Annotated in this window: 20 protein-coding genes; 8 read left to right on the forward strand and 12 right to left on the reverse strand. The window is 74.0% G+C overall.

Annotated elements, in window-relative coordinates; genetic code table 11:
• Positions 1-4: 4 nt before the first annotated feature.
• The 5 genes from AB0M76_RS33370 to AB0M76_RS33390 are packed head-to-tail and all read right to left on the reverse strand — an operon-like array spanning position 5 to position 7,527.
• Positions 5-2,305: a lantibiotic dehydratase gene (locus AB0M76_RS33370; RefSeq protein ID WP_365956498.1), complete on the reverse strand. Its 2,301-nt coding sequence runs from the start codon at positions 2,303-2,305 to the stop codon at positions 5-7.
• A gap of 10 nt (positions 2,306-2,315) precedes the next feature.
• On the reverse strand, positions 2,316-2,597 hold the full coding sequence (locus AB0M76_RS33375; RefSeq protein ID WP_266662555.1) for an acyl carrier protein: 282 nt from the start codon (positions 2,595-2,597) through the stop codon (positions 2,316-2,318).
• 51 nt (positions 2,598-2,648) lie between these two features.
• Entirely contained in the window at positions 2,649-3,677 is a 1,029-nt protein-coding gene (locus AB0M76_RS33380) for a pyridoxal-phosphate dependent enzyme (protein WP_365956499.1), read from the reverse strand.
• Complete coding sequence (locus AB0M76_RS33385) at positions 3,674-5,176, reverse strand: amino acid adenylation domain-containing protein (RefSeq protein WP_365956500.1); 1,503 nt, start codon at positions 5,174-5,176, stop codon at positions 3,674-3,676. The genes AB0M76_RS33380 and AB0M76_RS33385 overlap by 4 nt, the downstream gene beginning before the upstream one ends.
• Positions 5,176-7,527 carry a lantibiotic dehydratase gene (locus AB0M76_RS33390; RefSeq protein ID WP_365956501.1) on the reverse strand — a complete coding sequence of 784 codons (2,352 nt, stop codon included), beginning with the start codon at positions 7,525-7,527 and terminating at the stop codon, positions 5,176-5,178. Before AB0M76_RS33390 ends, AB0M76_RS33385 begins: the two co-directional genes overlap by 1 nt.
• A 249-nt stretch (positions 7,528-7,776) precedes the next feature.
• Between AB0M76_RS33390 and AB0M76_RS33395 the strand changes: the two genes are divergently transcribed.
• From AB0M76_RS33395 to AB0M76_RS33430, 8 genes are all read left to right on the forward strand, one after another.
• Positions 7,777-7,986, forward strand: coding sequence for an MbtH family NRPS accessory protein (locus AB0M76_RS33395; protein WP_365956502.1), 210 nt, complete (start codon positions 7,777-7,779; stop codon positions 7,984-7,986).
• A gap of 197 nt (positions 7,987-8,183) precedes the next feature.
• On the forward strand, positions 8,184-8,618 hold the full coding sequence (locus AB0M76_RS33400) for an SseB family protein (RefSeq protein WP_365956503.1): 435 nt from the start codon (positions 8,184-8,186) through the stop codon (positions 8,616-8,618).
• A complete protein-coding gene (locus AB0M76_RS33405; protein ID WP_365956504.1) occupies positions 8,618-9,181 on the forward strand; it encodes a hypothetical protein in 564 nt (187 codons plus the stop codon). Before AB0M76_RS33400 ends, AB0M76_RS33405 begins: the two co-directional genes overlap by 1 nt.
• A complete protein-coding gene (locus AB0M76_RS33410) occupies positions 9,181-13,914 on the forward strand; it encodes a putative T7SS-secreted protein (RefSeq protein WP_365956505.1) in 4,734 nt (1,577 codons plus the stop codon). The genes AB0M76_RS33405 and AB0M76_RS33410 overlap by 1 nt, the downstream gene beginning before the upstream one ends.
• 13 nt (positions 13,915-13,927) lie before the next feature.
• Positions 13,928-14,680: a hypothetical protein gene (locus tag AB0M76_RS33415; RefSeq protein WP_365956506.1), complete on the forward strand. Its 753-nt coding sequence runs from the start codon at positions 13,928-13,930 to the stop codon at positions 14,678-14,680.
• Between the two features lie 2 nt (positions 14,681-14,682).
• The gene (locus AB0M76_RS33420) at positions 14,683-15,438 is read left to right on the forward strand and encodes a hypothetical protein (RefSeq protein ID WP_365956507.1); all 756 of its coding nucleotides are present in this window, start codon (positions 14,683-14,685) and stop codon (positions 15,436-15,438) included.
• A 108-nt stretch (positions 15,439-15,546) separates the two neighbouring features.
• On the forward strand, positions 15,547-17,043 hold the full coding sequence (locus AB0M76_RS33425) for a hypothetical protein (RefSeq protein ID WP_365956508.1): 1,497 nt from the start codon (positions 15,547-15,549) through the stop codon (positions 17,041-17,043).
• A gap of 25 nt (positions 17,044-17,068) precedes the next feature.
• On the forward strand, positions 17,069-17,395 hold the full coding sequence (locus tag AB0M76_RS33430; RefSeq protein ID WP_365956509.1) for a hypothetical protein: 327 nt from the start codon (positions 17,069-17,071) through the stop codon (positions 17,393-17,395).
• A gap of 65 nt (positions 17,396-17,460) precedes the next feature.
• Here AB0M76_RS33430 and AB0M76_RS33435 read toward each other — a convergent pair whose 3' ends face one another.
• Genes AB0M76_RS33435 through AB0M76_RS33465 form a run of 7 tightly spaced genes read right to left on the reverse strand, consistent with a single transcriptional unit; the run spans position 17,461 to position 26,204 of the window.
• Positions 17,461-18,792 carry a protein kinase gene (locus AB0M76_RS33435; RefSeq protein ID WP_365956510.1) on the reverse strand — a complete coding sequence of 444 codons (1,332 nt, stop codon included), beginning with the start codon at positions 18,790-18,792 and terminating at the stop codon, positions 17,461-17,463.
• Entirely contained in the window at positions 18,789-19,799 is a 1,011-nt protein-coding gene (locus tag AB0M76_RS33440; RefSeq protein ID WP_365956511.1) for a PP2C family serine/threonine-protein phosphatase, read from the reverse strand. The genes AB0M76_RS33435 and AB0M76_RS33440 overlap by 4 nt, the downstream gene beginning before the upstream one ends.
• A gap of 8 nt (positions 19,800-19,807) precedes the next feature.
• On the reverse strand, positions 19,808-20,470 hold the full coding sequence (locus tag AB0M76_RS33445; RefSeq protein WP_030294174.1) for a VWA domain-containing protein: 663 nt from the start codon (positions 20,468-20,470) through the stop codon (positions 19,808-19,810).
• A gap of 36 nt (positions 20,471-20,506) precedes the next feature.
• Positions 20,507-20,635 carry a hypothetical protein gene (locus AB0M76_RS33450; protein ID WP_266634302.1) on the reverse strand — a complete coding sequence of 43 codons (129 nt, stop codon included), beginning with the start codon at positions 20,633-20,635 and terminating at the stop codon, positions 20,507-20,509.
• A gap of 57 nt (positions 20,636-20,692) precedes the next feature.
• Positions 20,693-22,369 (reverse strand): hypothetical protein, encoded by a 1,677-nt coding sequence (locus tag AB0M76_RS33455; RefSeq protein WP_365956512.1) that lies wholly within the window; start codon positions 22,367-22,369, stop codon positions 20,693-20,695.
• Positions 22,360-24,897: a GTPase-associated protein 1-related protein gene (locus tag AB0M76_RS33460; RefSeq protein WP_365956513.1), complete on the reverse strand. Its 2,538-nt coding sequence runs from the start codon at positions 24,895-24,897 to the stop codon at positions 22,360-22,362. The genes AB0M76_RS33455 and AB0M76_RS33460 overlap by 10 nt, the downstream gene beginning before the upstream one ends.
• Entirely contained in the window at positions 24,894-26,204 is a 1,311-nt protein-coding gene (locus tag AB0M76_RS33465; protein ID WP_365956514.1) for a hypothetical protein, read from the reverse strand. The genes AB0M76_RS33460 and AB0M76_RS33465 overlap by 4 nt, the downstream gene beginning before the upstream one ends.

The raw sequence follows: 26,204 nt of genomic DNA on the forward strand, positions 1-26,204 counted from the left end.
GCGGTCAGCCCTCGTCCACCGCCACGAAGCGCAGCTCGGACGTGTACGCATCGCCCTGGTCGTCGGTCAGCCAGGCCTGTTCGGGGCTCGGCAGCATCTCGGTGAACACGGCCCGGCCCTCGGGCTCCTTGCGGGCCATCCTGCGGACCGCCTTGGCGAGGATGTTGACGTACACCGGGCTGTCGAAGTCCACGTAGAACGGCCGGGTCTCGGTCGGCAGCACCACGAACACGAACCGCGGCAGCTCGCGCCGCTCCCGCCACTGCCGGGTCCGTACGAACCGGCGCGCCTCGTCCTTCTCCTCCGCGAAGTCCATGTCCGACGGGGGCAGCCGCCAGGTCTCGCGGGCCACGACGAGGCGGTCCACCGTGACCCGGGGGGAGTGGTCGGGCGCGTCCGGCAGGATCTGGAACAGGTCCATCGCCAGGGTGGTCAGCACGTGCGAGAACACGTCCACGGCGGGGAACTCGGACCCGTCGGGCAGCACCACCGCCAGCTCGCCGTCCGTCCGTTCGGTCACCGCCACATCGGCGCTGAGCACCGTACGGGGCCGGCCCGGATCGGCGGTGAAGTCGACGAGGGCGACGTAGTAGTCCTCGGGGCGGACCAAGGAGTGCCGGATCCGCGCCGACAGCCGCGAGCGGTGCTCCTTCGGCAGCAGCGGAATCAGCCGGGGGCCGGGATGGTCCCGGTCGGTGAGCCCGAGCAGCTCCTCGGCGTCCGGGTGCTGGTTGACGAACAGCGAAGCGCCCAACGTGTTGGCGGCGACGTGCAGTTCACCGAGGACCAGCTCGAAGTCACCGCGTGCCACGGCCTGTTCCCCGGCCGCGGCGATCATGATGTCGGGGCTGAGGTAGCGGGAGGCGGTCCAGCCGCCGCCCGGGCCGCCGAACTGCTCGGCGACGGGCCCCGCGACGGCCTCCAGCGGCAGCCTGACCCGGCGGGTGCCCGGCGGGGGCGCCAGGATCGCGTCCCAGCGCCGGCGGAACTCCTGCTGGAGCTCGGCGGACTCCGCCCGGGCGGCGCCGTGCAGGATCGGCATGCAGGCGAACCAGAACGCGGCCAGGTCGACCGGCCCCTGCCCGGCCAGCCGGCGGTACACCTCCCGCGCCCGGGCCATCACCGCGTCGGCGAGCCGGGCGGTGAGCCAGCCGGCGCTGGTCAGCAGCGGGTCCAGCGGGGCGAGGGCCTCGTGCACGGTCCGCCCGAGGGTGGCGGTCGCCGCCCGCCGGCAGTCGGAGTACACCAGGGCCCGGCAGGGAGCCGTACCGGCCGCCTTCTCGCGTACGGCGGCGGTCTCGGTCAGCGAGACGAACTCGCCCTCCAGCTCCGTCAGCGCGGCCACCAGGGCCTCGGGCCCGGCCGCCTGCGCCACCCGGTCCCGGCCCCGCTCCAGAGCATCCAGGGCGGCCAGGCCGGGTGCGCGCAGCTCCGCGTCCCCGACCCGGTCCAGCCAGGCCCGCAGATACCGCTCGGGGCGGGCGTCGGCGGGCACCTCCAGCTTCCACACCACCCACCGGCGGGCGACCAGGTCGGCCAGGACTGCGGAAACGTCCACGTCCGGCAGCGCGGCGCGGATCTCCCGCGCGGGGCGTACGCCGTCGCAGAGTGCGAGCACTGCGCGCCCCTCCTCGCCGAGGGCCTGGCGCGGGCGGCCCGGCACCGTCACGTCCATCCCGGACTGGCGGACGAACGGCACGCGCCGGGGCGCCACCCACTCCCGCAGCTCCGGGCCGGTGTCGATCCGCGCGGCCAGGGCGTCGATCGCCCAGCTGGCGAAGTACACCTCCGAACCGGCGGTCAAGCCGGTGCCGGGGGCGCCGGCATCGACGCGGACGCCCTCCGCGGACAGGTCCCAGCGGCCCCATCCGACGGGGCCGAAGAACCCGATGGTGTCGTTCTTGACGCAGAACCGCTGCCAGTAGTGGGCGACCAGCTCCTCGCGCTGGCGGGGCATGCTGGTACGGCCCGCCGCGGTCGGCGTCCAGTTCAGGAAGGGCGTGATCCCGGAGCCGAGGACCGGGCGGTTCTGCCAGGCCACCGCCTCCCGGAAGGCGGGCATCCGGGCGATCTCCTGGAGCGTGTGCGCCACTTCCACCTGGGCGTCGGCGAACAGCGCGGTGAACTCCCCCCACCGCTCGCCGGCCAGGGCGGCCGGGCCCTCGGCGGGCTCGAACTTGTCGGCGGCCGCGGCCAGTCCGTCCGGGGCCAGCCGCAGCACGCCCCCGGCCGGAAAACCCGCCCCGCGCAGGGCGAATTGGTCCCACAGCCGCCAGCGGCCGCCGGGCACGTAGGTATCGGTCATGGCCGGCTCCTCATGCCTGGACGAAGTCGGCGTGGACGACGTCGGCGAGGTCCGCGGGCGAGGGGTAGGCGAAGACCAGGGCCACCGGGACCTCTGCCCCGAGTGCCTCCTCGAGCCGTGCGGTGATCCGGAACGCGGTCAGCGAATCGCCGCCCCATTCGTAGAAGTCGCTCTGCTCGTCGAGGTCGGCCACCCCCAGGGTCTCGCGGTAGATGGAGACGACCAGCTCGGTCAGGGCGGCGCCGGTCAGCTGCGTGGTCAGGTTCGCGGTCTCGTTCGCGGTCATGGTCATGAGTTCTCCTCGAGGAGCGGACGTACGGGTGGCGTGTGTGGTGCGTGTGGTTCAGGTGGTGCAGTGGGTACGGGAAGGGGTGGCGGCCGCGGCGGCCGCCGTCAGGGCCGCCGAGGTGTTGCCGCCGGAGACGACGGCGACGGCGCGGCCGGTCCCGCGACCCGCGCGCATCGCCCCGGCCAGCGCGACGGCGCCGGACGGCTCGGCCTCGATCCCGCGCCGCCGCAGCAGCGCGGCCGCGGCGAGGATCTCCGCGTCGGACACGGTGACCAGGTCGTCGACCCGGTCCCGGATGACCGGATAGGGCACCGCCCCCGGCTGCTGGCCGCGCAGCCCGTCGGCGACGGTGTCACCGGGCGCCAGCCGTACGGGGTGCCCCGCGGCCAGGGACCGGGCGTAGCGGGGGGTGCCGGCGGGCTCGACGCCCACCACCCGCACCGGATGCCCGTACGCGGCGAGGCACACCCCCGCGAGCAGTCCGCCCCCGCCGGTCGGCACGTACACGGTCTCGGCGTCGGGCGCCTCGGCCAGGATCTCCAGGCCGACCGTGCCCTGCCCGGCGACCACCAGTTCGTGGTCCGAGGAGGGCACGAGGACCGCACCCGTCTCCTCGGCCAGCGCCCGCGCCCGGGCGTCGCGCTCCGCGACGCCGCCCGGCACACCGACCGTCCGCCCGCCGAGCGCCCGGATCAGGGCGATCTTGGCGGGGTGCGCCCCGCCGGCCAGCACCACGGTCACCTCGGCGCCGAGGGCGGCCGCCAGCCGGGCCAGCGCGATGCCGTGATTGCCTGAGGAGCCGGTGACGATCCGCCGGGCCCCCAGCGCCAGGACCGCGTTGGCGGCCCCGCGCAGCTTGAACGACCCGCCGTACTGGAGGTGTTCGGCCTTCAGCAGCAGCCGCCGGCCCGTCCGGTGGCGGTCGGGCGCGGGCGGCCCCGGCAGCAGCGGGGTACGCCGGACATGGCCGGCGATCCGCGCGGCGGCGGCCTCCACGTCGGCCCGGCCGAGCGGGACGCGCACGGAGCCGGCCGGTCCGCCGGACGCGACGGGTGCGGCAGGCGCCGCGGGTGCGGTGGTCATGACCGGCCTCCTGTCTGCGAGAGGGCACGGCGGTCGGCCTTCCCGCCACGGGTGGTGGGCAGCTCCGCCAGCCGCACGAACCGGCGCGGCATCAGGTGCGGGGGCAGGCCGGCGGCCAGGTGCGCGCGCAGCGCGGCATCGGTGGTGCCCGCCAGGTCCCCCGTGACGTGGGCGACGAGGAACACCCGCCCCTGCGCGTCGGTCTCGCTGGTGACGACCGCCCCGGTGACCCCGGCGTGGGACAGCAGCGCCCCCTCGACCTCGGCCGGGTCCACCCGGTACCCGCGGATCTTCACCTGCCGGTCGCCGCGCCCCAGGTACTCCAGCCCGTCGGGACCCGTCCGGGCCAGGTCGCCGGTCCGGTACAGCCGCGCACCCGGCGGACCGAACGGGTCCGGTACGAAGCACTCGGCCGTACGGGCGGGCCGCCCGCGGTAACCGCGGGCCACACCCGCCCCGCCGATGTAGACCTCCCCGACGTCCCCGTCGGGCACCGGGGACATCCCGGCGTCCAGGAGCCGTACGACCACGCCGTCGATCGGGGTGCCGACGGTGTCGGTCAGGACGTCCGGCCGGGCCGGCACGGCGTACCGGGTCGAGGTCATCGTGCACTCGGTCGGGCCGTACTGGTTGACCAGGTCGCCCCGGACCAGCGGCCGCCCCCCGGCCGCCAGGAACGGCCGCAGCGACTCGCCGCTGGAGACCACCAGGCGGACCCCGGCGAGCAGCCGGGCCCCGTTCGGCTGCCCGGCCAGGAACGACAGGAACGACGGGGTCGTGCTCAGCACCGCCGTCACGCCGTGCTCCCGGACCACGGCGCCGAACTCCTCGGGCCGCAGCAGCGCCGAGCGCGGCACCACCACCAGCCGCCCGCCCGCCAGCAGCGGGGCGAAGGTGTCCCGCAGGGACGCGTCGTAGCCGAGCGGGGCGAGCTGGAGGGCCACGGTGTCGGGCCCCAGCCCGTAGTCGCGGGCGATGAAGCGCAGGTACGAGTCCAGCCCGCGGTGCTCGACCAGGACGGCGCTGGGCTCCCCGGTGCTCCCGGAGGTGTGGCTGACGTACGCGAGCGAGCGCTCGCCGAGCGGCCGGCCCGGTCCGTCCGCGCCGGCCGCGCTCCCGGGCCGGTCCAGCAGGACGGGCGGCCCCGGGATCGGCAGGTCGAGCCCGCCCGCCAGGGCCGAGGTGGTCACCAGCAGCTCCGCGCCGCCGCTGCGGGCCAGCGCCGCCAGCCGGGCCGGCGGCTGCTCCGGGTCCAGGCCGAGGAACGCCGCGCCGCAGCGCACCACGGCCGCCGGTGCCACCACGGCGTCCACGCCGCGCTCCACGGCCACCGCGCACACCGTCTCCGGGCGGGCGCCGCGGGCCCGCAGCACCGCCGCCAGGGCGTCGATGCGGGCGGTGAGCTCCGCGTACGTCACCTCGCCGGCGGGGGTGGTGACCGCGACCCGGTCCGGGTCGAGGGCGGCGTGCCCGGCGATGTCGTCGACGAAGGTCCGCATCACGCGCTCCCGTCCGCGGGCCGCGAGACGTCGGTGACGGCCTGGTCGACGACCGTCCGGTCGACGGCCACGAAGCGCAGTTCCGAGGTGAACGTGTCGCCCTGGTCGTCGGTCAGCCAGGCCTGCTCCGGGGTCGGCAGCATCTCGCTGATCTTCAGCTTGGCTCCGGGGTCCTTGCGGGCCAGCCTGCGCGCGGCCTTCGCGAGGATGGTCAGGTACACCGGGCTGTCGAAGTCCACGTAGAACGGCCGGGGTTCGGTCGGCGAGACCACGAACACGAACCGGGGCAGGTCGTGTTCCTCGCGCCAGTGCCGGGCCCGTACGTACCGCCTGGCCTCGGACTTCTCGTCGGCGAAGGCCAGTTCGGACGCCGGGAAGGCCCAGGTCTCGCGCGCCACCACCATCTTGTCGATGCTGATCCGCGGCGTGTGGTCGCCCTCGGGGCGCAGCGTGAACCGGTCCATGACGCGCTGCGTCAGGGTGTTCGCGTACACGTCGAGCAGGTCGAACGCGGCCCCGTCGGGCAGCACCGCCGTCAGCCGGCCGTCCCGGTCCTCCACCGCGACGTCGGCGCACAGGACGGTGCGCGGGCGGTGCGGGTCGCCGGTGTCGTCGACCAGCGAGACGTAGTAGTCCTGCGGCCGGTCCAGCGAAGGCCTGCTGCGCGTCGACCACTTCAGCGGCAGCTCCTTGGGCAGCATCGGCAGCAGCCGCGGCCCGGGGAAGTCGCGGGTGGTCTCCGCGATCAACTCATCGCGGTCGGGGTGCTGGTGGACGAAGAGCGAGGCGCCCATCGTGTTGAGCGCACTGTGCATCTCGCCCAGCACCATCTCGAAGTCGCCGCGGGCCACGGCGTCCGCGTCATCGGCCAGCAGCAGCACGTCCGGGCTGAAGTAGCGGGCCAGCGACCAGCCCGCGCCGGGCTCCTCGAACTCCGCCCGCACCTGCTCGGCGATGTCCGCCGAGGACACCCGCACCCGGCGCGCCTCCTCGGGCACGGCCAGGATCCGCGCCCATTTTGCGCGCAGCTCAGCCTGGACGGCGTCGAGGTCCCGGCCCGCCTCCGGGTACGGGGAGGGCAGGCAGCCCAGCCACATCGACCCCAGGTCCACCGGGCCGGCTTCCCGCAGCCGCTCGTACACCTCGCGCAGCCGCGTTCCGACCCGCTCGGCGAACCGGTTGGTCAGCCAGCGCGCCGCGGTCAGGCACTGTGCGAGGGGGGTGAGTTCGTCCAGCAGGGCGGTGCCGAGGGTGGCCGTGGCCGCGCGCCGCGCGTCCGAGTACACGAGCCCCCGGCAGGGCGCGGTCCGCTCGCCCTTGGACCGCTGGGCGTCGGTGGCGGTCAGCGCCGCGAAGTCGGCCTCCAGGGCGCCGATCGCCGAGGTCAGCGCCTCGGCGTCCAGGCCGGCCGCCTGGACGGCGTCCCGCCCGCGCTCCAGGACGGCCAGCTTCTCCAGGGCCGGCTCCCGCAGGGCCGGATCGCCGATCCGCTCCAGGACGGCCCGCAGCTCCCGCTCCGGGTAGGTGCCGGTCGGCACGTCGAGGCGCCAGTGCACCCACCGCTTGGCCAGCAGCCACTGCACGGTCTCGGTCGCCTCCGCCACCGGGATCCCCAGCGCCTCGGCGATCGCGGCCACGGGCCGGGTCCCGTCGCACAGGTCCAGTACGGCGCGGGCGGTCTCGCCGATGGGCTGCGGCGGCCGGCCCGGCAGATGCACGGACAGGCCCTCGGCCCGTACGAAGGACACCCGGCGCGGGGGTATCCAGGCCCGCAGAGCGGGGTCCGCGTTCAGCGACTTGGCCAGGGCGTCGATGGCCCAACTGGCGAAGTAGACCCGCGAGTCGGCGAGGAACCCGCCGGAGCCGGGGTCGACGCGCACCCCGTCCGTGGCGAGATCCCAACGCCCCCACCCGACCGGTCCGAAGAACCCGATGGTGTCGTTCTTGACGCAGAACCGCTGCCAGTAGTGGGCGACCAGCTCCTCGCGCTGGCGGGGCATGCTCGTACGACTCGCCGCGGTCGGCGTCCAGTTCAGGAACGGCGCGATGCCGGTGCGCAGCACGGCCGGGTTCTGCCAGGCCACGGCGGCCCGGAAGCGCGGCGAGGCCGCGATGTCCTGGAGCAGCTCGGCGGTGTGGACTGCGCCGGTGTCGAAGGCCCCGGTGAACGCCTCCCAGTCCGGGCCGGCGAGGGTGTCGCCCGGCCCGAACTTGTCGGCGGCCAGGGCGAGTCCGGGCGGAGCCATGCGCAGGACCCCCTCGGCCGGGAAACCCGGACCGCGGAGTGCGAAGTGCTCCCACAACCGCCACCCGCCGGTGGGCAGGTGCACGGTCTCTGGGGTGTCCGACATGGCGGAGCTCCTTCCAGCCTGATGGGGTGGCGTGGCCGGCGGCGCTGTACCTCTCGGACACCACCCTGGCTGCCCCGAACACTGCCGCCGCGCAGGCCGGCGTCACCAGGGAAGGAGCGGCAGCACCGACCGCCGGTCCTTCTGCGCGTTTGTCCCTATGGCGGCCCGGGCCGGGGCGGCACGCTGTGGCCCATTGACGGAAAGGCCGGATGAAACCGGATGACCGACTGACTGCGGAGGACCGAAGCGATGACTGACACCGACGAGAGTGGCTACCGGGTCGTGCGCAACGACGAGGAGCAGTACTCCATCTGGCGTGCGGACCGCGAGCTGCCGGCGGGCTGGCACGCCGAGGGCACGACGGGCACGCGGCAGGAATGCCTGGACCACATCGGCACGGTGTGGACGGACATGCGCCCTTTGAGCTTGCGCCGCCGGATGGCTGAGGCGGGCGCCTGAACGGGCGGCCTGAACGGGGGCTCGAACGCTGGTCGGCGTGGCTGAGGCGCGGGGGGACCGAGCCCCGCCGACCGGTGCACCCCCTACGGGGCACACAGCCCCCGCCACTCCGGCCCCGGTCGGACGGCAGTCCATTTTGCCGATAACGGTACTGTTTCCTTTCGCACACATGGATCATGCGGAGGGTGCGCACGGGCATGGGACTGACCGAAGAGATAGCCGATTTCCGGGAAGGCCGGGGGGATCCGGGGCGATTGGTGGGCGAGTTCCGCCGCGCTGCCCTGCTCGTTCCGGTCACCGACGTCGCGGCCGGTGCCGGTGATGCCGCCGGTGGTCTGATGTCGGCCGTGTCGGGCGGGATCCGCTGGTTCTACGCGTTCACCGACGAGGAGGCGTTGTTCCGGTTCGCCCGGGCCCGTGGGGAGGACGGCCGGGAGTGGCCGTACCTGGCGGTCCTCGGCGCGCGGCTGGTCGATGCGGTCGTTCCGCAGGTCGACGGGCCGGCCGGGGTGGCGGTGAACGTGGCCGACGCGGACGGCTCGATGATGTTCCCGCCGGTCGCGGGGATCGTCCCCGATGCCTGCGCCGTCGATGTCGCCGCCGGCCGGGCTTCTGACGGGGCGGTGGCCTGATGGCGGGCGGCGGGGATCTGGAGGTTTCGCCGGCGGCGGTCGCATCGATCCAGGTCGGGCTGCGGGCGGCGATATCGGAGTTGCGGGAGTCCGGCGATGCGGCCGGCGCCTCGCAGGGTGCGGGTTTCGAGAACCTGTCGATGACGGGGATGGAGACCGGGCACGCGGGACTGGCCACGGACTTCGAGGACTTCTGCGAGCGCTGGGAGTGGGGCGTGCGCGCCCTGATCCAGGACGCCTCCACCCTGGCCGGGAACCTCGGCATCGCCGCGGGGACGATGTGGGAGGAGGACCAGTACATCCAGGGCGCGTTCAAGGTGGCCGCGAACGCCGCGTACGGCAATCCGCACGCCACCGAGGACGAGATCGAGCAGAAGTCCTGGGGCGACATCTTCAGCGCGGACGTCTACAAGCCGGACTACAGCGCCGAGTCCTTCGAGAAGGGCGCGCAGGACATCAAGAAGACCTGGTCGGACACCAAGGACACGGTGACCTCCACCGGCAAGATCGGTTCGCTGAAGGACCTGCTGGACCAGGCGAAGGGCGACGGGGGCGGTAACTGATGGGCTGGCGCGACTACATACCCGACTCGGTCGAGGACGTCGCCGAGGACGCCGTCGAGGGGGTCGGCGACGCCATCGAGTGGGCCGGCGACAAGACGGCCGACCTGGCGGAGGAGGTCGGCCTCGACGATGCGGGCGACTGGATCCGGGAGAAGAGCCGCTCGGCCGCCAACCGGCTCGGCGCGGACGTGGAGGAACTCGAACTCGGCCAGACGGAGGACCCGAAGAAGCTGGTCTACGGCAGCCCTTCGAAGATCCGCGAGCAGGTCGCCCACCTCAACGACTTCAGGAAGGCCTTCGAATCCGTAGGCAACGGCCTGAAGAGCCTCACCCGGCCCGACGGGCTCAAGGGCGAGACCGCCGGCGCGTTCCGTGATTCCGTCGCGAAGGAGCCGGCGCGCTGGTTCAATGCCGCCTCGGCCTTCGAGAAGGCCGCCGACACCATGGGCCGCTTCGCCGAAACCGTCGAGTGGGCGCAGGGCAAGGCCAAGGAGGCCCTGGAGGACTACAACAAGGCGAAGAAGGCCTCCGAGGACGCCCGCACCGCCCACAACAAGCTCGTCAAGGAATACAACGACGCCTACGACGCGAAGAAGGAACCCCTGCCGCCCCGCCCGGGGCGCGACTACGACGACCCGGGCAAGGCGATGGCCACGGCCGCGCAGGACAAGCTCGACGACGCCCGCAAGCAGCGCAACGAGGTCGCCGAGAATCTCCGTACCGCCATCAAGGCCGCCCGGGACGCCGCCCCGCCGAAGCCCTCGTACACCGAGCAACTCGGCGACGGCCTCGACTATCTGGACCTCGCCACCACCCACCTGGTCGGCGGCGTCGTCAAGGGCACGGCGGGCATCGCCAACTTCGCCCGTGCGCTCAACCCGCTGGACCCCTACAACCTCACCCACCCCGCCGAGTACCTCACCAGCCTGAACTCGACGGCCGCGGGCCTGGTCACCATGGCCAACGACCCGTGGGGCGCGGGCAAGCAGATGCTCGACGAGTTCATGAAGGACCCCTCCGAAGGCATCGGCAAGCTCCTTCCCGAACTCGTCGGCTCCAAGGGCCTCGGCTCGCTGAAGAAGCTCGGCTCCGCCGCCCGGCACCTCGACGACATCAAGGGCCCCAAGGTGCGCGACCGGGTGGAGGAAGCCCCGGACGGCACGCACAACACGCCGGAAGGCGACCGCGACAAGGGCGGCGACCCGGTGGACCTCGCCACGGGCCGGATGTTCCTGCCCCAGACCGACGTCGAACTGCCCGGCATCCTGCCGCTGGTCTTCACCCGCCGCACCGAATCCGGCCTCCCGGTCGGGCGCCTCCTCGGACCGGCCTGGACGTCCACGGTCGACGAGCGGCTGGAGATCGACGAGGCCGGCGTCATCCACGTCACCGCCGAGGGCCTCCTGATCGCGTACCCGCACCCGGCCCCCGGTGTGCCCACCCGGCCGGACAAGGGCAGGGCCCGTACCGAGCTGGCCCGCGGCGCTGAAGGCGACTACACGGTCACCGAGCCCGACAGCGGCCTGGTCTTCCACTTCACCGCCCCGTCCGGCAGCGAACCGGGAGGCGACGGCGAAGCCTGGCTTTCGGCCATCACCGAACGCAACGGCCACACCATCACCATCGACCGTGCCGAGGACGGCCTGCCGCTGGCCTTGGTGCACTCGGCGGGCCACCAGGTGAACGTGTCCGTCACCGACGGCCTGGTCACCGCCCTGTCCCTGGCCGGCGCGGGCGAGGGCGGAGCGGACCTGCCCCTGATGGGCTACGGCTACGAGGACGGCAACCTCACCGCGGCCATCAAGCCCTCGGGCGCCACCACCCGCTTCGAGTACGACGAGCGCCGCCGCGTCATCGCCTGGATCGACTCCAACGCAAGCCGCTACGACTACGTCTACGACGACCGCGACCGCGTCGTGGCGGAGGGCGGCGAGGCCGGCCACATCCAGCTCACCTTCACGTACACGGAGCCGGACCCCGCGACAGGTCACCACACCACCACCCTGACCACCCCCGACGGGCACGCGACGCGCCACCTGTTCGGCCCGGGCTGCAAGCTCCTGGCCAGCACCGACCCGCTCGGCCACACCACCCGCTTCACCTACGACCCGCGCGGCAACCTGCTGTCCCGCACCGACCCGCTCGGCCTCACGACCGTCTTCTCGTACGACGACGACGGCCACGTCGTCCGCGCCGTCCGCCCCGACGGAAGCGAACTGCACACCGTGCGCGGTCGGTTCGGCCTGCCCGTGGAAGTCGTCGCGCCGGACGGCGCACGCATGCTCCACGAGTACGACGAACGCGGCAACCGCACGGCGGTCACCGACCCGGCCGGCGCCACCACCCGCTACACCTACGACGACGCCGCCCGCCTCACCTCGCTCACCGACGCCGAAGGGGCCACCACCCACGTGGTGTGCGATGCGGCCGGACTGCCCGTGGAGGTGACCGACCCGGCCGGCGCCGTGACCCGCACGGAGCGCGACGCCCTCGGCAGGCCGGTCCGCATCACCGATCCGGTGGGCGGCGTCACCCGCCTGGAATGGGACGCCGACGGGCAGCTCGCCCGGCGCACCGGCCCCGACGGCGCCACCGAGACGTGGACGTACGACGGCGAGGGCAACCTGCTCGCCCGTACCGACGCGTCCGGCGGGGTCACGCGCTTCGAGTACACCCACTGCGACCTGCCGGTCGCCCGCACCGGACCCGACGGCGCACGCTACGAGTTCGAGCACGACACCTCTCTGCGCCTGACCCGCGTCACCAACCCGCAGGGGCTGGCCTGGACGTATGCGTACGACGCCGCCGACAACATCGTCTCCGAAACCGACTTCGACGGCCGCACCCTCACCTACCGGCTCGACGCCGCGGGCCGGCTGGCCGCCCGCGTCGACGCGCTCGGCGGGACCATCGCGTTCGAACGCGACCAGCTCGGCCAGGCGATCGTCAAGGACGTCGACGGCCGGCTGACGCACTACGCCTACGACCGGGCCGGACGCCTGCTGGAGGCGGCCGGACCGGACGGGGAGCTGCGCTACCAGTACGACCGCCGCGGACACACCAAGACCGAACTGGTCGACGGCCGGCCCATCAGCTACGCCTACGACGCCGTGGGCCGGCGCACGCGCCGCACCACACCCACCGGACACGTCACCTCCTACGCCTACGGCGCCGACGGACAGGCCCACCGCCTCACCACGGGCGGCCACCGCGTCGACTTCACCCACGACGCCGCCGGCCGCGAGCTGGCTCGCGTCTTCGGTGACGCGGTCACCCTGACCTCCGCCTGGGACGAGGCCGGGCGACTCTCCGAGCAGCACATATCCGCCGGCGGACGCGCCGTGAACAGCCGTGCCTACGCCTACCGCACCGACGGCCGTCTGACATCCGTCGCGGACCGGCTGGCGGGCACACGCACCTTCGACCTGGACCGGGCGGGCCGGGTCACAGCCGTCCACGCCCAGGGCTGGACGGAGCGGTACGCGTACGACGACGCGGGCAACCAGACCTCGGGGACCTGGCCGGACCAGCACCCGGGCGGCGACGCCACCGGATCGCGCACGTACACGGGCACCAGCCTCACCCGCGCCGGAAACGTCCGCTTCGAGTACGACGCCCTCGGCCGGGTCATCCTGCGGCAGAAGACCCGGCTGTCCCGCAAGCCTGACACCTGGCGCTACAGGTGGGACGCGGAGAACCGCCTCACCTCCGTCACCACCCCCGACGGGACCCGCTGGCGGTACCGCTACGACCCGCTCGGCCGCCGCATCGCGAAGCAGCGCCTGGCGGCCGACGGCGAGAGCGTGGCCGAGGAGGTCCGGTTCACCTGGGACGGCCTGACCCTGTGCGAACAGACCAGCCACCAGCCGGACCAGCCGAACACGATCGCCCTCACCTGGGACCACCGCGGAGGCGTCCCCCTGGCCCAGACCGAGCGCATCCTGACGGCCGACGACCGTCAGGAGGAGATCGACCGCCGGTTCTTCGCCATTGCCACGGACCTCATCGGCACCCCCACCGAACTGATCGACGAGTCCGGCGACATCGCCTGGCGCTCCCGGGCCACCCTGTGGGGCACCACCGCCTGGGGCCGCGACAGCAGCACCTACACCCCGCTCCGCTTCCCCGGCCAGTACTACGACCCCGAGACCGGCCTCCACTACAACCTGTTCCGCCACTACGACCCGGAAACCGGCCGCTACACCTCCCCGGACCCCCTCGGCCTGGCCCCCGCCCCGAACCCCGTTGCGTACGTGTCCAACCCGCACAGCGGGTGCGACCCGCTGGGCCTCATGCCCAAGTACACGAAGGAGGAAAAGGCTGCCAAGGCCAGGGAAGACGCCAACAAGGCCATGGACGAGGTCATCGAGAGGGCGCAGGACGGCAAGTTCAAGAAGGCCGGCAACTACCACGGGGACACCGGGCACGGTTTCAGCGACGAACGGGTCCTGGAGATCCTCAAGAACCCGGACGCGGTGTACCACTCGACGGCAAACAGCGGAAACCTGATCTTCCGGCAGGGTGAGGACATCGTGGTGACTACCGGTGGTCCTCCCGGGGCGGGCAACGCGATCACGGCGTACGGTCCGTCGGGCGTCCTGGGCGATTCCGGGGCGAGGGCGACGGGCGGCCTGCCCACCGACCGCGGTGCGCCCATTACCCACGACGATGTCGTGGAGGGCAGGATTCCCGCCAAGAACGGCTACATGGCTCCGGCCGTACAGATCCGATGAGGCGGCAACCAGCATGAGACTCACCATCGACGGCGACTGGACCGCGACCGTGACGGACGAACCCCTTTCCATCGCACCGGGCTTCGTTTTCCGGGACTTCCGTGTGCGTATCGCGACGTACACGGACGTGAAGGAGCGCGAGCGGTTCCAGCTCGACACCTTCGGCAGTCAGGACTGGTTGTGGGACACGCCCGACGAGTTCCGCTTCGATCCGGCGAGCCGGGAACTGGTCGGCGCCGAGTTCCATGTCCCCGGTGAGGCCGCAGATCCCGAGGACAGCGCCCGCGTTTCCGCCACGCCCGCCGTCCGGCCGGGCGGTCTCCGCGCGGACGAGGCCCGGGACTTCCGCCTGGAGGTGACCATGGAGCTGTGCCGTGCTCCGGGGGACACCGTGGTGACCTGCCTGCGCGACCTCGACGTCCTGGACGAGCCGCTGGAGGCCCGCATCGGCATCGCACCCGACGTGGCGCTCCTGGTCCAGCACGGCACCGTCGTCGGCTGGAGCCTCACGGATCCCGTGCGCTACCTGACCAGCGGCTTCGCCGCCCCGGACCCGGCTCCGCCCGCCCCGGCCACCCGGCTCCTGTTCACCCGGTGCCTGGACCTGGTCACCTCGTCGCGGCTCGACGCGGTGAGGGACCGGAACCCGGTCGCCCTGACCGAACTCCGGGCACTCGACCAAGCCCTGCGCAACCAGCGCGAGGACCGTCACCGAGCCGACGCCCTGCTCGCGCTCATCGCGGAACTGGTCGAGGACTACGGGTGAGCATGAATCTGGCATTCGACGGCGGCTGGCGCGCGACGGTGACGGACGAGCCGATGCTCATCACGCCCCGCTTCACTGGTGACGCCTCCGTCGACATCGCGCCCTACGCGGATGTGCCGGAGCGTGAGCGCTTTCTCGCGGACACCTTCGGCAGCCAGGAGGTGCTGTGGGACGCGCCCGACATCCTCCGGTTCGACACAGACAGCCGCGAGCTGGTCGCGGCGCAGTTCCACTGGCCGGAAGAGTCCGCCTCCGCCGAGGAGGCCGCCCGCCTTCCCCTCCTGCCCGAAGTACGCCCGGGCGGGCTTCGCGCCGATGAGGCCCGCGACTTCCGGCACGAGAGGTGCTCGGTGCTGTGCCGGGCCCCCGGGGACGCTGTGCTCACCGGCCTGCGCGACCTCGACGTGCTGGACGAGCCGCTGGATGCCCGTATCGGCATCGCACCCGATGTCGCTCTCCTGGTCCAGCGCGGCGCCGTCGTCGGCTGGAGCCTCACCGATCCCGCACAGTATCTGACCAGCAGCTTCGTCGACCCTGATCCGGGTCCGCCGTCCCCCGCCACCCGCCGCCTGCTCACCGAGTGCCTGGACCTGGTCACCACGCCGGTGGTCGAGGACGTGGTGGACGGCGAACCGGCTGCCCTGGCCCGGCTGCGGGCCGCCGACGAGGCCCTGCGCGCGCAGCGCGAGGACCGGCACCGGGCCGACGCCCTGCTCCAGCTGATCGCCACCTATGTGGAGGACTACGGGAACTGGTGACACGCGACGCCCTGCTCGCGCGCGACTGCCGACGGCTCTGATCGGGGGCAATCAGGGGACAGGCGGGGCGCGTTTCCGTAGGGTGGCGGGGACATGGGGGAGGGGCACGTGGGGGGACGGCAGTTACCGGCGCTCGCGCAGTACCGGACGGATGCGGTGACGCGGCACCTGTGCGCGGGCGCGCATCTGGACGAGGACTTCGCCCGGGACGTGGACGTGGAGCTCACCGAGGACCGGCTGCGTGCCACCGGCCTCTCCCTCGGCATCGACCTGGTGGCGCTGGCCCGGCACGGGCGCGCCGCCGTGCGGCGGATCGACGTACGGGACCGGCGACTGGCCTGGATCTGCGGGGTCGGGGTGTGGGCTGCCGTGCCCGTGCTGTTGTACGCGGTGGTCGGCGGGCTCTGGGGGCTCGCGTACGCGGCCGTGGGGCTCGTCGTCCTCGCGTACACGAGCGCCTGGTGGCTGGTCCACCAGGCCGAGAGCCGGGCCCGTACGGCCGCGCTCACCGTGGAGCACGGCACGGAGCGCCCAGCCGGCCTGGCCCCGGTCGTCGAACCCGACGTGGAGCAGCGGCTGTTGGCGCAGAAGCGGGCCAACGTGGTCCCGTACACCGCGAGTGCCGAGCGCACCAACCCCTTCGTCGGCAGCGGCTCCAAGCTCAAGGAGATGGTCTGGCAGCCCATCGACGTCAGCCGGCCGGCCGACGACCCGGCCGGCAACGGCGCCAAACTGGCCATCAAGCCCTTCGACGCGGTCGACCTGCACACCTACGTGGCCCGCGAGATGGAGCACATCGCCGGCCTCAAGGGCCTCCAGGTCCGCAACCGGCTCTACGTCATGGGGACCAACGTCCCGTACGTGGGCGCGGAACTGCTGCCGGACCCGCTGAAACGGCCGCTCGCCCAGATCCCCAAGCAGCTCGTCCAGGCGGGTCTGATGCAGCCCGGCGCCGGCATGCGCACCTACCTCAGCCTGGTCCGGGCCGGTGAGGGCGGCCGTGCCATCGTCTCCATGCACCTGCGCGCCCGCCTCCACCACCCCAGCCTCACCTGGGAGGTGTCGGCGTACGGCATCCCCCCGCTCCAGGGCCGCTTCGACCGGGTGAACCGGCTGCCGGTGGACGGGTTCGAGCGCTGGTGGAGCCTGGTCGCCCACGCCACCCGCGCCGCCGGGCCCGCGCTGCTCGGCGCCGCCTCGCGGATCTCCCGCCGCTCCCGGGACCGGCGCCGGCGCGCCCGCTCCCTGGAGAAGGTACGGCGCGAGATTGACAAACGGCACGCGCTGTACGACTACGGCGCCGTGGACAGCATCCGTGAACGCGTCGCGGACTGGGACCAGCTGGGGTTCAGCGAACGCACGGACTCCCAGGACTTCCTGCAGCGGCTCCAGCAGGGTGTGCTGATAGCGACGGAGCGGTTCCTGAAGGACCACAACATCGACACCAGCTCCTACGACCAGGCGCAGCAGGTCATCAACACGCACACCTACACCTTCCAGGGCAGCGTGCAGGCGGGCGTCATCGGCGACAACGGCACGGTCAACCACCACAACGGGCCCGGTGCACAGGCCGGGCACCCCGGACAGGGCCGAGGGACGCCCTGACCGTCACCACCACCGGGAGGGACAGATGGGCACCTTCAACTTCAACGAGAAAGTCACCGCCGGCATCATCGGCGACAACGGCACCATCAACATCGGACAGCAGGACACCGCCGCCGAGACCCTGCGGCTGGCCGCCGAACTCGCGCAGTGGCTGCGCGACCAGGGCGCGGCCCAGGAGCGGATCGCCGCGGCCGAGACCCTGCGCGGCGAACTGGACCGGGCCGCGCAGGAGCGGCGCGCCGCCGAGCCGGGGGTGATCCGCCGCTCGCTGGAGACCATCACCCTCGGTCTCGGCGCCGGCAGCGGCGGACTCGCCCTCGCCCAGGAGATCGGCCGCCTCCTGGCCAACTGACCCCGGCCCCTTCCGGCCCGGGTCCGGACCCGAGCCGGGGCCCGGGCCCGGCCCGGCGGCCCCGCCTACTTCGACCGTACGACGGCCCGCGCGCCGCCGAAGTCCAGCTCCAGGCCCGAGCGCAGCGGCACCGTCTGCCCCGGGTCGATCCGCTGGGTGGAGCCGTCCGCGCGGGTTCCCGTCCACGCCGAGGACGACCGGTTCGCCAGCCCGAACCGGCCCGGCTTCTGCGGGTGTTCGGTCAGCTGCGCCACCAGCGTGGCATCGCCGTAGTCGTGCCGGGCCGGCTCCGGGGCCAGATGGTGCGCCTGCACCCGCGAGGACCGGTGCAGCAGGATGTGGTGCTCGGTGCGCGGCGGCGGAGTGGTCAGCACCAGCCGCGGCGGCAGCACCAGCGTGCTCCCGCAGCTCCAGCACGTGCCCGGATCGGCGGCCCGCGGCTCGGTCATGTTCTGCTTCCCGCACTGCGCGCATTCCACCACCGCGTCGAGCACGGCCCGCAGGGTGTCCCGCCACTGCGACTCCCGGACCCGGGTCGTGGGATCGTGCAGGCCCGTCGTGAAGTTCTTGGTGAACAGGTCCCGAAGGGATGCCGGGGCCACCGCCCAGGTGGCCAGTACCGTCGCGTGCTCGGTGGGATCGGGCGCGTTGGACCGGTCCTGCGGGTCGAAGACGAACAGCGGCTGCTTCCCGTACAGCTTGCGCTCCGCGGCCTCGTCGAGGCAGTGGATCGCCAACTCGCGCTTCCCCTTGAGCGGGTGGTGGTTCATCAGCAGCATGAACAGGAGCACGGACAGCGAGTGCAGATCGCTCTGGGTGCCGGGGGAGAACCCCGGATCACCCCGCACCAGCTCGGGCGCCATGAACTCCATCGTCCCCGAGATGCCGGTGCTGTCGCCCTCCACCACCGCGTTGTCGTTGTCGCAGACCAGCACGTCGCCGGTCGCCGGGTCGAAGAAGATGTTGCCCCAGGAGATGTCCCGGTACGCGATCCCGCGCGAGTGCAGGGCCTGGTACGCCTCGACCGTGTACAGGCAGGCCCTCAGCAGGGCCCGCGGCGTGGTGTGCAGCTGCCGCCGGAACAGCAGGGGCAGGCCCTTGAACCGGTCCGGACGGATGTCCATCAGGTACCCGAACCCGCCGCGCCCGTCGGCCACGAAGTCCAGGGGCCACAGGAAGCGGTCGTCGTCGAAGCCGCGGCCCACCAGCTGGCGGACGATGTCCTCCTGCCCGGGGGTCGCGCAAGTCGGGTAGTACCACTTGAGCGCCTGGTACCCGGCGGGGGTCCGCACCCGGTAGACCTCCCCCTGGCCGCCGGCTCCGAGCAGGTCGAAGACCTCCACGCCCATGCCGCTGTCGGTCGTCAGCAGGGTTCCGCTGTCGAGCATGCCGCTCATTCGTCTCTCCCGTACGGGTCGGTCGGTGGTGCCGCGTCAGTGGTCGTCGCCCCGGTGGCCCCGTAGGTCCCGGCAGCCCCGCAGTTCCCGGTGGCCCCGTACGCCCCGGTGGCTGCCGCCGGTGCCGGGTGCCAGGCCGCCACCAGAGTCGTGTCGTCCCCCGAGTGCTGCGAGGCCTTGGCCAGCCATTCCGGCAGGACGGCCCGGACGGTGTCCGCGCCCTCCGCCGACAGCCGTTCGTCCAGCCCGGCCATGAACTGCAGGAAGCCCCGGTCCGAGGCGAAGCTCTTGGACAGCCCGTCCGTGGAGACCGCGACCAGCCGGGGCGCCCGCGAGGGGGCGGTCACCGGCGCCCAGTGCGTCCGTACGCGCTGCCACGCCGCCGGGCTGCACAGTGACTCGGTCTCGTCCCCCAGGTCCGCCTCGGCGGGCGCGAGCGGCACGGTCACCCGCCCGTCGTCGTCCACCACCGTCAGCTCGCCGTCGCCGAGCTGCCAGGCCGCGAACACCCGGGGCGTGAGCACCGCGCCGACGAGCGTGCTCCCGTACAGCAGCAGCTTGCGCTCCTCGGACAGGCCGGGCTCCTCGTGGGAGCTGGTCCGCTCCCAGTTGCCGAGGACCTTCTCCCGCCAGGCGCTGACCAGCTGGCGGGGGAAGGCGTGCTCGGCGTAGTGCATCAGCCAGGCCAGGCTCGGCGGCCGCTCCTCGCCGCGGGGCTGGGCGAGCGCCCCGAACCGCCGGGCCTCCTCCACGAACAGGTCCACCGCGAAACGGGAGCCCAGATGGCTGCGGGCGTGCACCGCGGAGCCGTGGCCGTCGGCCACGGCCATGATCAGCGGCTCCTCGGCGGTGCCGCGGCCCGCGACCTCGCAGTAGTCCTGGTTGCGGGTCTTGTTCACGCCCTGGACGCTCTCCCGGAGCGTGGCCCAGGGCGGAACGCGCGCCGGTACGTGCGGCGGTACGGGCGCCGGTACGTGCGGCGGTACGGGCGGTGGTTCCGGTGACACGGGCCCGCTCACCACACGTCGTCATCGTCGTCGTCGAGCACCGGCGGAGCGTACGGCGGCTGCTTCGCCATCGCGTCCGCGGAGCCCGCCACCGGCTGCGAGGCCGCCTTGACCGCGGCCGTCGAAGCCCAGCGGATCGCCGCCGCCAGCTGCTTGGGGCTGTTCGCGTCCAGCGGCTGGAGCTCCGGATTGCCGAGGAACTCCTGGAGCACGGTGCGGTCTGCGTCCGCGCCGATCGCGATGGCCACCCGTACGGCCTTGCGCCCCCACGGGGTCGCGTCGACCGCCCGCAGCCCCGCCTTCCAGTCGTCCGTCGGCACCCCGTCGGAGACCAGCGCCAGCACCGGCTTCAGCGCCCGCTGCGGCATCGGCGGGGTGTCCAGCTCCCGGGCCGCCAGCTGGAGGGCCTCGCCCAGATTGGTCATGCCGTCCACCTGGACGTCCTGCCAGGTGAAGTTCTCCACCGGAACCGGGTCCTGGTGGTGCCAGCGGGCCGTGGTGGAGAACGTCATCGTGCGCAGCAGCAGTTGGGCCGCCGGATTGTCCTGCGCCACCGAACGCATCTCCGGAACGGCTTCTCTGATCGCGTAGTTGAGCTGGCCGATCTTCTCGCCCTGCATCGAGTACGAGCAGTCGAGCAGCCAGATGAAGTGGACGGGCCGGTTCGCCATCGGCCCGCCGGGGATGTCACTCACCGCTAATCTCCTTCAACTCCCGAGCCATTGCGGTACGTACCGCACGAGCGCCGCCAGCCCGGCGGCCGCCGTCATCACGACCGCCACCACGAACAGGACCAGCATCAGCAGCCGCCCCCGCGCGATCTGCGGTGTCACCATGGGGTGTTGCTCCTCTTCTCAAGGACTCTTGGACCCTAGCCCTCGGCCCGGGCCACGTCACAGGCTTGATCGATCTGCTGCCGTCCGGCCGGTGCGGCCCCGCGGCCGGGGCAGCCGGGGCAGGCGCGGCTCCTCGGCCGCGGCCGCCGCCCCGCCGATCCGCAGCCCCGTACGGGACAGCAGCCACAGCACCGGCTCCGCCGCCCGCCGCTGCTCGGACGCGAGGGCGCCCGCCCCGGTGGCGGCATGGGCGCTGACCGCCCAGTAGCGGGCCGCCGCGAAGTCGTGGCCCAGGGCGCGGACCAGCTCGCCCAGCCCGATCTCGGACAGCCAGGCGTCGACCGCGCCCCCCTCCGGCCGCGGCAGCGAGTCCAGCCGGTCCAGCACGTCCCGCTTGGTCACCACCGCCGCCACGCCGAGCCGGCGCCGCCGGCCGCCGAGGCCCTGGAGCTCCCCGGTGAACCCCGCGTACGTCTCCACCGGACCGAGGTCGGCGGGCCGGGCGGCCACCGCCAGCTGCCCGTCGCCCCCGCGCAGGGTGCGCCGTACGGCGGGCGATGCCAGCACGTCCGCGACCAGCAGGACCCCGTCCGCGTGGGCGAGGTACTCCTGGCGCCGGGTGGTGTCCGCATCGCGCAGCGACTCGCCCATCGGGTCGTACAGGTACAGCAGCCGCTGCCGCCGCAGCAGTCGCAGCCGGCCGCGCCCGCGCCCGACGAGCAGCATCAGCGCCCGGGGCTGCCCGCCCTGCGTCTTCAGCGCCCACCCCGTCGACTCCACCTGCCGGCCCAGCGTGTTGGCCTCGCGCCGGTCGGCGGGGGAAGCGAACTCGACCGTCAGCGCCGACTCGTGCGACCAGGCCCGCAGCCCGTCGAGCATCGCCGCCATCAGCATGGTCTTCCCCGCGGAGGTGCCCCCGATCAGCGGCACGTGCACCACCCGCGTGGTGCCCACGGCCGGCGGCAGCCCCTGGTCGCAGTGCGGGCAGCGGGCCGTGAGCTTGCGTCTCCCGGCGAGCGCGGTGGTGGGCAGCGCCCGCCCGCAGCGGCAGACGTGCCGCAGCGCCCCGTACCGGCCGGGCCGCAGCTCGCGGTGGGCGGCGCCGCAGCCCGGGCAGATGTGCACGGCCAGCGGGAACGGCCGGTAGCAGCCGGGGTACGGGCACTTCATGCGAATGCCGCGGGCCAGCTGCCACAGCCGCTCCGCGCTCCGCCCGGCCAGCACCCCGGCCAGCGCCACGGCCGAGACCAGCAGCAGCTGGGCGGCGAACGCCAGGGCGACGCCGAGGAGCAGGGCGCAGGACAGCAGGGCGGACAGCAGCGCGGCCAGCGCCGTCGCCGGTGCGAGCAGCCGCAGCAGGAGCCGCCCGAGGACGTGCTCGGCGCGGTCCCCGGTCGATCCGTTGCGGCCGCTCAGCAGCCGGTGGCGGACGATCTCGTCGAGCCAGTGGTGGACCAGCAGGTACCGGACGGTGTGCGCGGCCGCCTGCGCCGCGGCCACGGCGTCGGTCCACATCTGCCGTGCCCAGTAGGCGGGTTGCCCCGGCTCCGTGCCACCGTACGAGCCGACCCGCGGGTCGGGGGTCCCCGGTGTGCGAGGCCGCAAGGCGGTCCAGGCGGCCCCCAGCGCCAGCCCCAGGAACCGCCACAGCCCGTACCCGAGGCAGACTGCCGCCCCGATCACGCCGGTGGCCACCCCGAGGATCTGCAGGACGAGCCCCGCGTTCACGGCCACCGCCCCTCCTCGGCGGAGTCGCCCGGGACGATGGGCCCACCGGAGCCGCCCCGCAGCGGCGGGCTGCCGGGCGCGGGCTTCGCGCCGCGGCGCCCGGAGCCGCCGAAGCGGTCGCGGAGCCGTCCGAAGGCGCCGGGCCGCTGCCAGCCGCGGAAGTCCTCCGCCCAGCGGCCGCCGAGCCGGCCCAGCGCCTCCTCGAGCGCCTTGAGCTCCGCCGGCGCCAGGCCCCGTACGACCGGGCGCAGCACGCCGTCGAGCAGGTCGGTGCGGGCCTCCTGCCACACCGGGCCGGCCTGGGGCTGGGAGGACCAGGTCGCGAAGCACTCCGCCGCGTACCGGGGGTCGCGTCTCAGCCGGTCCGAGACCTGCGGCTGCCGGGCGGCGCGCCGGTACGCGGCCAGCAGCTCCGCGTCGTTGCTCTCGACCAGGGCCCGCAGCTCGCTCCCGGGCCGGTCCTCGGCGAGCAGCCGGTCGGCCACCGCCGCGTAGGCGTGTTCCCGCGCCGTCGGCGTGGGGTCCAGCGAGCGCAGGTCCAGGGCCTGGCGGACCCAGCCCGCCCCCGTCTCCCCGGCCCGCAGGTTCCGGGCCAGCTCCAGCAGCAGCAGCGAGGACCGCAGCGGGGCGGGGAGTTCCGCGGAGAACCGCCGCAGCAGCTCCAGCGCCAGCTCCTCCGCGTACCGGTCGTCGGCCGGGGCGCAGACCGCCGCCTGCGCGAGCAGCTCCCAGGTGCCGGCCTCCCGGTGGGCCCGGTCGCCCAGGGCGGACAGGGCCAGCCAGGCCTCGCCCGCTCCCGGCGGCTCCGCGCCCCACACCAGCCGCATCGCCGTGCGCAGCACCAGCGGCTCCTCCTCCAGCGAGGCCCCGGAGTGCTCCACGAGCCCGGTCATCGCCTTCACCCGGTCCGTGCCCGCCCCGGCAGCCCCGCCCGCCCCGGCCACCGCGGGCGCCTGTGCGCACATCCGCAGATGCGGCAGCGCCTCGGCCCCGGTCAGCCGTAGCGGGGTCAGGGCGAACAGCCGGGCCCCCGCGGCCGGATCGCCCGCCGCGAGCGAGTCGAGCCGGTCGAGCACGAGGCCCCGCAGACCGGCCTGCTCCCGCAGCTGCGCCGGCTCCGCCAGCGCGGCCCGTACCGCCTCCCCGTACGCCCGCTCGGGATCGGCGATCAGGGCGAGCGCCAACTGCCGTGCCACATCGGGCAGGAGATCCGCGGTGCCTACCCCGAGTTCGGCGGCGACCCGCAACATCCCCACCCGGTCGTCCGGTTCGCGCTCCGTGTCGGTGAGCGCCGCCCGCAGCTCCGGCCCCAGCTCGGCCGCGATCCGGGCCCGGGCGTCCTCGCCCAGCGCCCCGGCGGGCGGGACGGCGCCGCCCGAGCGGACCGCCCCGGCCAGGGCCAGCTCCACCAGCGGCTCGCTCACCGCCGGGGGTGCCCAGCCGGCCAGGGCCGTCAGCAGCCGCCCGCTCGCGGCGGCCTCCTCGGGCCCCCGGTCCCCGGCCGGGCCGCCCAGCGCCCGGGCCAGCGCGTGCAGCCGTACGCCGTCCAGCGCCTCCCGGTGTCCGGCGGCCCAGTCGGCGGCAGCGGTCCGGCCCGCCGAGTCCAGCCCGATGCCCGCAGCGAGGGCGAGCGCGGCCAGCGGGCCCGCCTCGTACGGCCCGGACCGCCGGCCGGGCAGCCGCCGGACGTCCGCGAAGAGGTCCTGCCGCTGCGCCCGCCAGATCAGCGCGGCGGTCTGCGCCCACGGGTCGGGGCCCGGTGCGGGGGCCGCCGCGCGGGCGGCGTCGTACACCCGGTAGCGGTGCTCCTGCCCGGCGAGGCTCAGGCCGTCCTCCGGCACCACGCCGATGATCTGCTGCCGGGCGAGCTGCGGCCGCCGGGTGTAGGTGGTGAAGGTGAGCCACTGGCCGCGCCGGTGCGGCAGCACACTGCACGCGAGCAGGATCCACCAGGCCACGGCCTCGCTGTCCTGCTCCACCAGGACGAGCTGCGGAGCGGCCGGGTCCTCGACGAGCCGCCGTACATCGGCGAAGAACCCGGCGAGCCAGCGCCCGCGGGCGGTCACGAAGGCCGCCAGCGCGCCGACGTCGAGCGGGCCCGGGGCCGGCACCGACGCCAGCGGAGGCACGGGCACCCCGGCCGGCGGGGAGTCGGCCGCCCACTGCCGGGAGCCCCAGGCGGTGATCGGCAGCGGCCATTCGGCGGGCCGGTCCGGGTCGGCGGGCTGCGGCAGATGCACCGCGTGGGCGTGGAAGTTGCCCCAGCGGCCGCTGTAGTCGGCGCCCGTGTACACCGAGCGGGCCAGCAGCCGGCTGCCGTCGGCGAGCACGTTCAGGCTCAAGGCCTGTGGGAAGGCGCCCAGTTGGTCCGGGCTCGGGCGGGGCGGCGCGTCCCGGGGCGGCTCGTACCCGATCAGCTGCTCGGCCTCGCGCAGCAGCGAGGCGGGCACCCCGGGGCTGACGGCGGTGAACCGGAATCCCGATCCGTCGGGACCCGGCGGCGCCGAGGTGTAGTGCATCTGCGCGAGGTTCATGCCTCTCCTCCCGACGCGTACGGCCGGTCCGCCGTCGCGCCGGCGCCTGCGGCCGCCGCCGTACGCCGGCCCGCGCCGCCGGTCCCGGTGCGCGGCAGCAGTCCGCCCAGCCCCAGCAGCCACAGCAGCGGGTCCTCGACCCGCAGCGGCTGCGGCCCCGACTTCGGGGCGTCCGCCGGGGCGTGCGTGGGCGGCGGGGAGCCGAGCGCTGAGAGCCCGAACAGCGACAGCCGGGCGAAGTCCCGGTCCAGCTGGCGGTACAGCGCCCCCGAGTCCCAGCCGTCGAGCAGCCCCCGCATCTCCTCGTGCACCGCCAGCCGGTCCTCGTCGTCCACCGTGCCGCCCGCGTGCCCGGCATTGCGCCGCAGCGGGGAGTGCGGCCCCACCAGCGAGAACAGGGAGTCCGTCTTGGTCACCGCGACCGCCACGGGCGTGGTGACCCGGCCCCGCGAGGTGCCCCGCCCGTGGGCCCGCAGCTGCGCCGCGAGGTCCGCCGCGATCTGCTGCGGCGGGGTCTCCACGGTGGGCAGCGGCAGCCCCGCGTCCACCGGCAGCTGGTCCCGTACGGCCCGCATCTGCAGCGGGTCCACCAGCAGGATGATCCCGTCGGCGGCCGCCAGGTAGTGCGTGTACCGGTCCATGGCCTCGGCGCTGCCGAGGTCCTCGCCCGCCGCGTCGAAGAACACGAGCGCGGTGTGCCGGCTGCCGTCCCCGCGCAGCCGGCGGCGCAGCGGCAGGCTGAGCCGGTACAGCAGCGGGTCGTTGAAGCCGAGCGCCGCCGGTCTCGTCGCCTCCGGGAGCCGCAGTCGGTCGTACAGGTCCTCGGCCATCTCCCGGTCCCGGCGCTGGGTCTCGCCGCCCATCGCCGTGATGGAGGCGCCGTACGCCCGGCCCACCCGGTTGCGCAGCTCGTTGATCAGGACGGAGACGTACGTGCTCTTGCCGGAGGCCTTGGGGCCCAGCAGGGCGATGATCCGGGTGTCCTGGTCGGTGTAGTCGCTCGGGAAGTCGCTGTGGCAGCGCAGGCAGACCCGGACGGGGGTGGACACCCCGCAGTGCGGGCAGTCCGCCCGCGCGGCGCCGCCGCTGCCGAGGCGGCCGGCGAGGCCGCGAGGGGCGGTGAAGACCGGGCCGCGCATCTTCAGCGCGGGCGGCACGCTCGGTCCCATGAACTCCGCCCATATGCCGTCGAGTTCTGCAGTGCACGGCTTGCCGCCGCGCACCCCGGTGGCGGACATCTGGCAGCGGAACGGCAGCCGGGCGGCGGCCGAGCGGTCGAAGCAGTAGGGGCAGACGACGGAGGTCAT

Source organism: Streptomyces sp. NPDC051364, assembly GCF_040682115.1.
Classification (GTDB): Bacteria; Actinomycetota; Actinomycetes; order Streptomycetales; family Streptomycetaceae; genus Streptomyces.

Coding starts and splice junctions, on each gene's coding strand:
- AB0M76_RS33370 (WP_365956498.1), bottom strand. CDS start 2,305: ATGACCGATACCTACGTGCCCGGCGGCCGCTGGCGGCTGTGGGACCAA.
- AB0M76_RS33375 (WP_266662555.1), bottom strand. CDS start 2,597: ATGACCATGACCGCGAACGAGACCGCGAACCTGACCACGCAGCTGACC.
- AB0M76_RS33380 (WP_365956499.1), bottom strand. CDS start 3,677: ATGACCACCGCACCCGCGGCGCCTGCCGCACCCGTCGCGTCCGGCGGA.
- AB0M76_RS33385 (WP_365956500.1), bottom strand. CDS start 5,176: ATGCGGACCTTCGTCGACGACATCGCCGGGCACGCCGCCCTCGACCCG.
- AB0M76_RS33390 (WP_365956501.1), bottom strand. CDS start 7,527: ATGTCGGACACCCCAGAGACCGTGCACCTGCCCACCGGCGGGTGGCGG.
- AB0M76_RS33395 (WP_365956502.1), top strand. CDS start 7,777: ATGACTGACACCGACGAGAGTGGCTACCGGGTCGTGCGCAACGACGAG.
- AB0M76_RS33400 (WP_365956503.1), top strand. CDS start 8,184: ATGGGACTGACCGAAGAGATAGCCGATTTCCGGGAAGGCCGGGGGGAT.
- AB0M76_RS33405 (WP_365956504.1), top strand. CDS start 8,618: ATGGCGGGCGGCGGGGATCTGGAGGTTTCGCCGGCGGCGGTCGCATCG.
- AB0M76_RS33410 (WP_365956505.1), top strand. CDS start 9,181: ATGGGCTGGCGCGACTACATACCCGACTCGGTCGAGGACGTCGCCGAG.
- AB0M76_RS33415 (WP_365956506.1), top strand. CDS start 13,928: ATGAGACTCACCATCGACGGCGACTGGACCGCGACCGTGACGGACGAA.
- AB0M76_RS33420 (WP_365956507.1), top strand. CDS start 14,683: ATGAATCTGGCATTCGACGGCGGCTGGCGCGCGACGGTGACGGACGAG.
- AB0M76_RS33430 (WP_365956509.1), top strand. CDS start 17,069: ATGGGCACCTTCAACTTCAACGAGAAAGTCACCGCCGGCATCATCGGC.
- AB0M76_RS33435 (WP_365956510.1), bottom strand. CDS start 18,792: ATGAGCGGCATGCTCGACAGCGGAACCCTGCTGACGACCGACAGCGGC.
- AB0M76_RS33445 (WP_030294174.1), bottom strand. CDS start 20,470: ATGGCGAACCGGCCCGTCCACTTCATCTGGCTGCTCGACTGCTCGTAC.
- AB0M76_RS33450 (WP_266634302.1), bottom strand. CDS start 20,635: ATGGTGACACCGCAGATCGCGCGGGGGCGGCTGCTGATGCTGGTCCTG.
- AB0M76_RS33460 (WP_365956513.1), bottom strand. CDS start 24,897: ATGAACCTCGCGCAGATGCACTACACCTCGGCGCCGCCGGGTCCCGAC.
- AB0M76_RS33465 (WP_365956514.1), bottom strand. CDS start 26,204: ATGACCTCCGTCGTCTGCCCCTACTGCTTCGACCGCTCGGCCGCCGCC.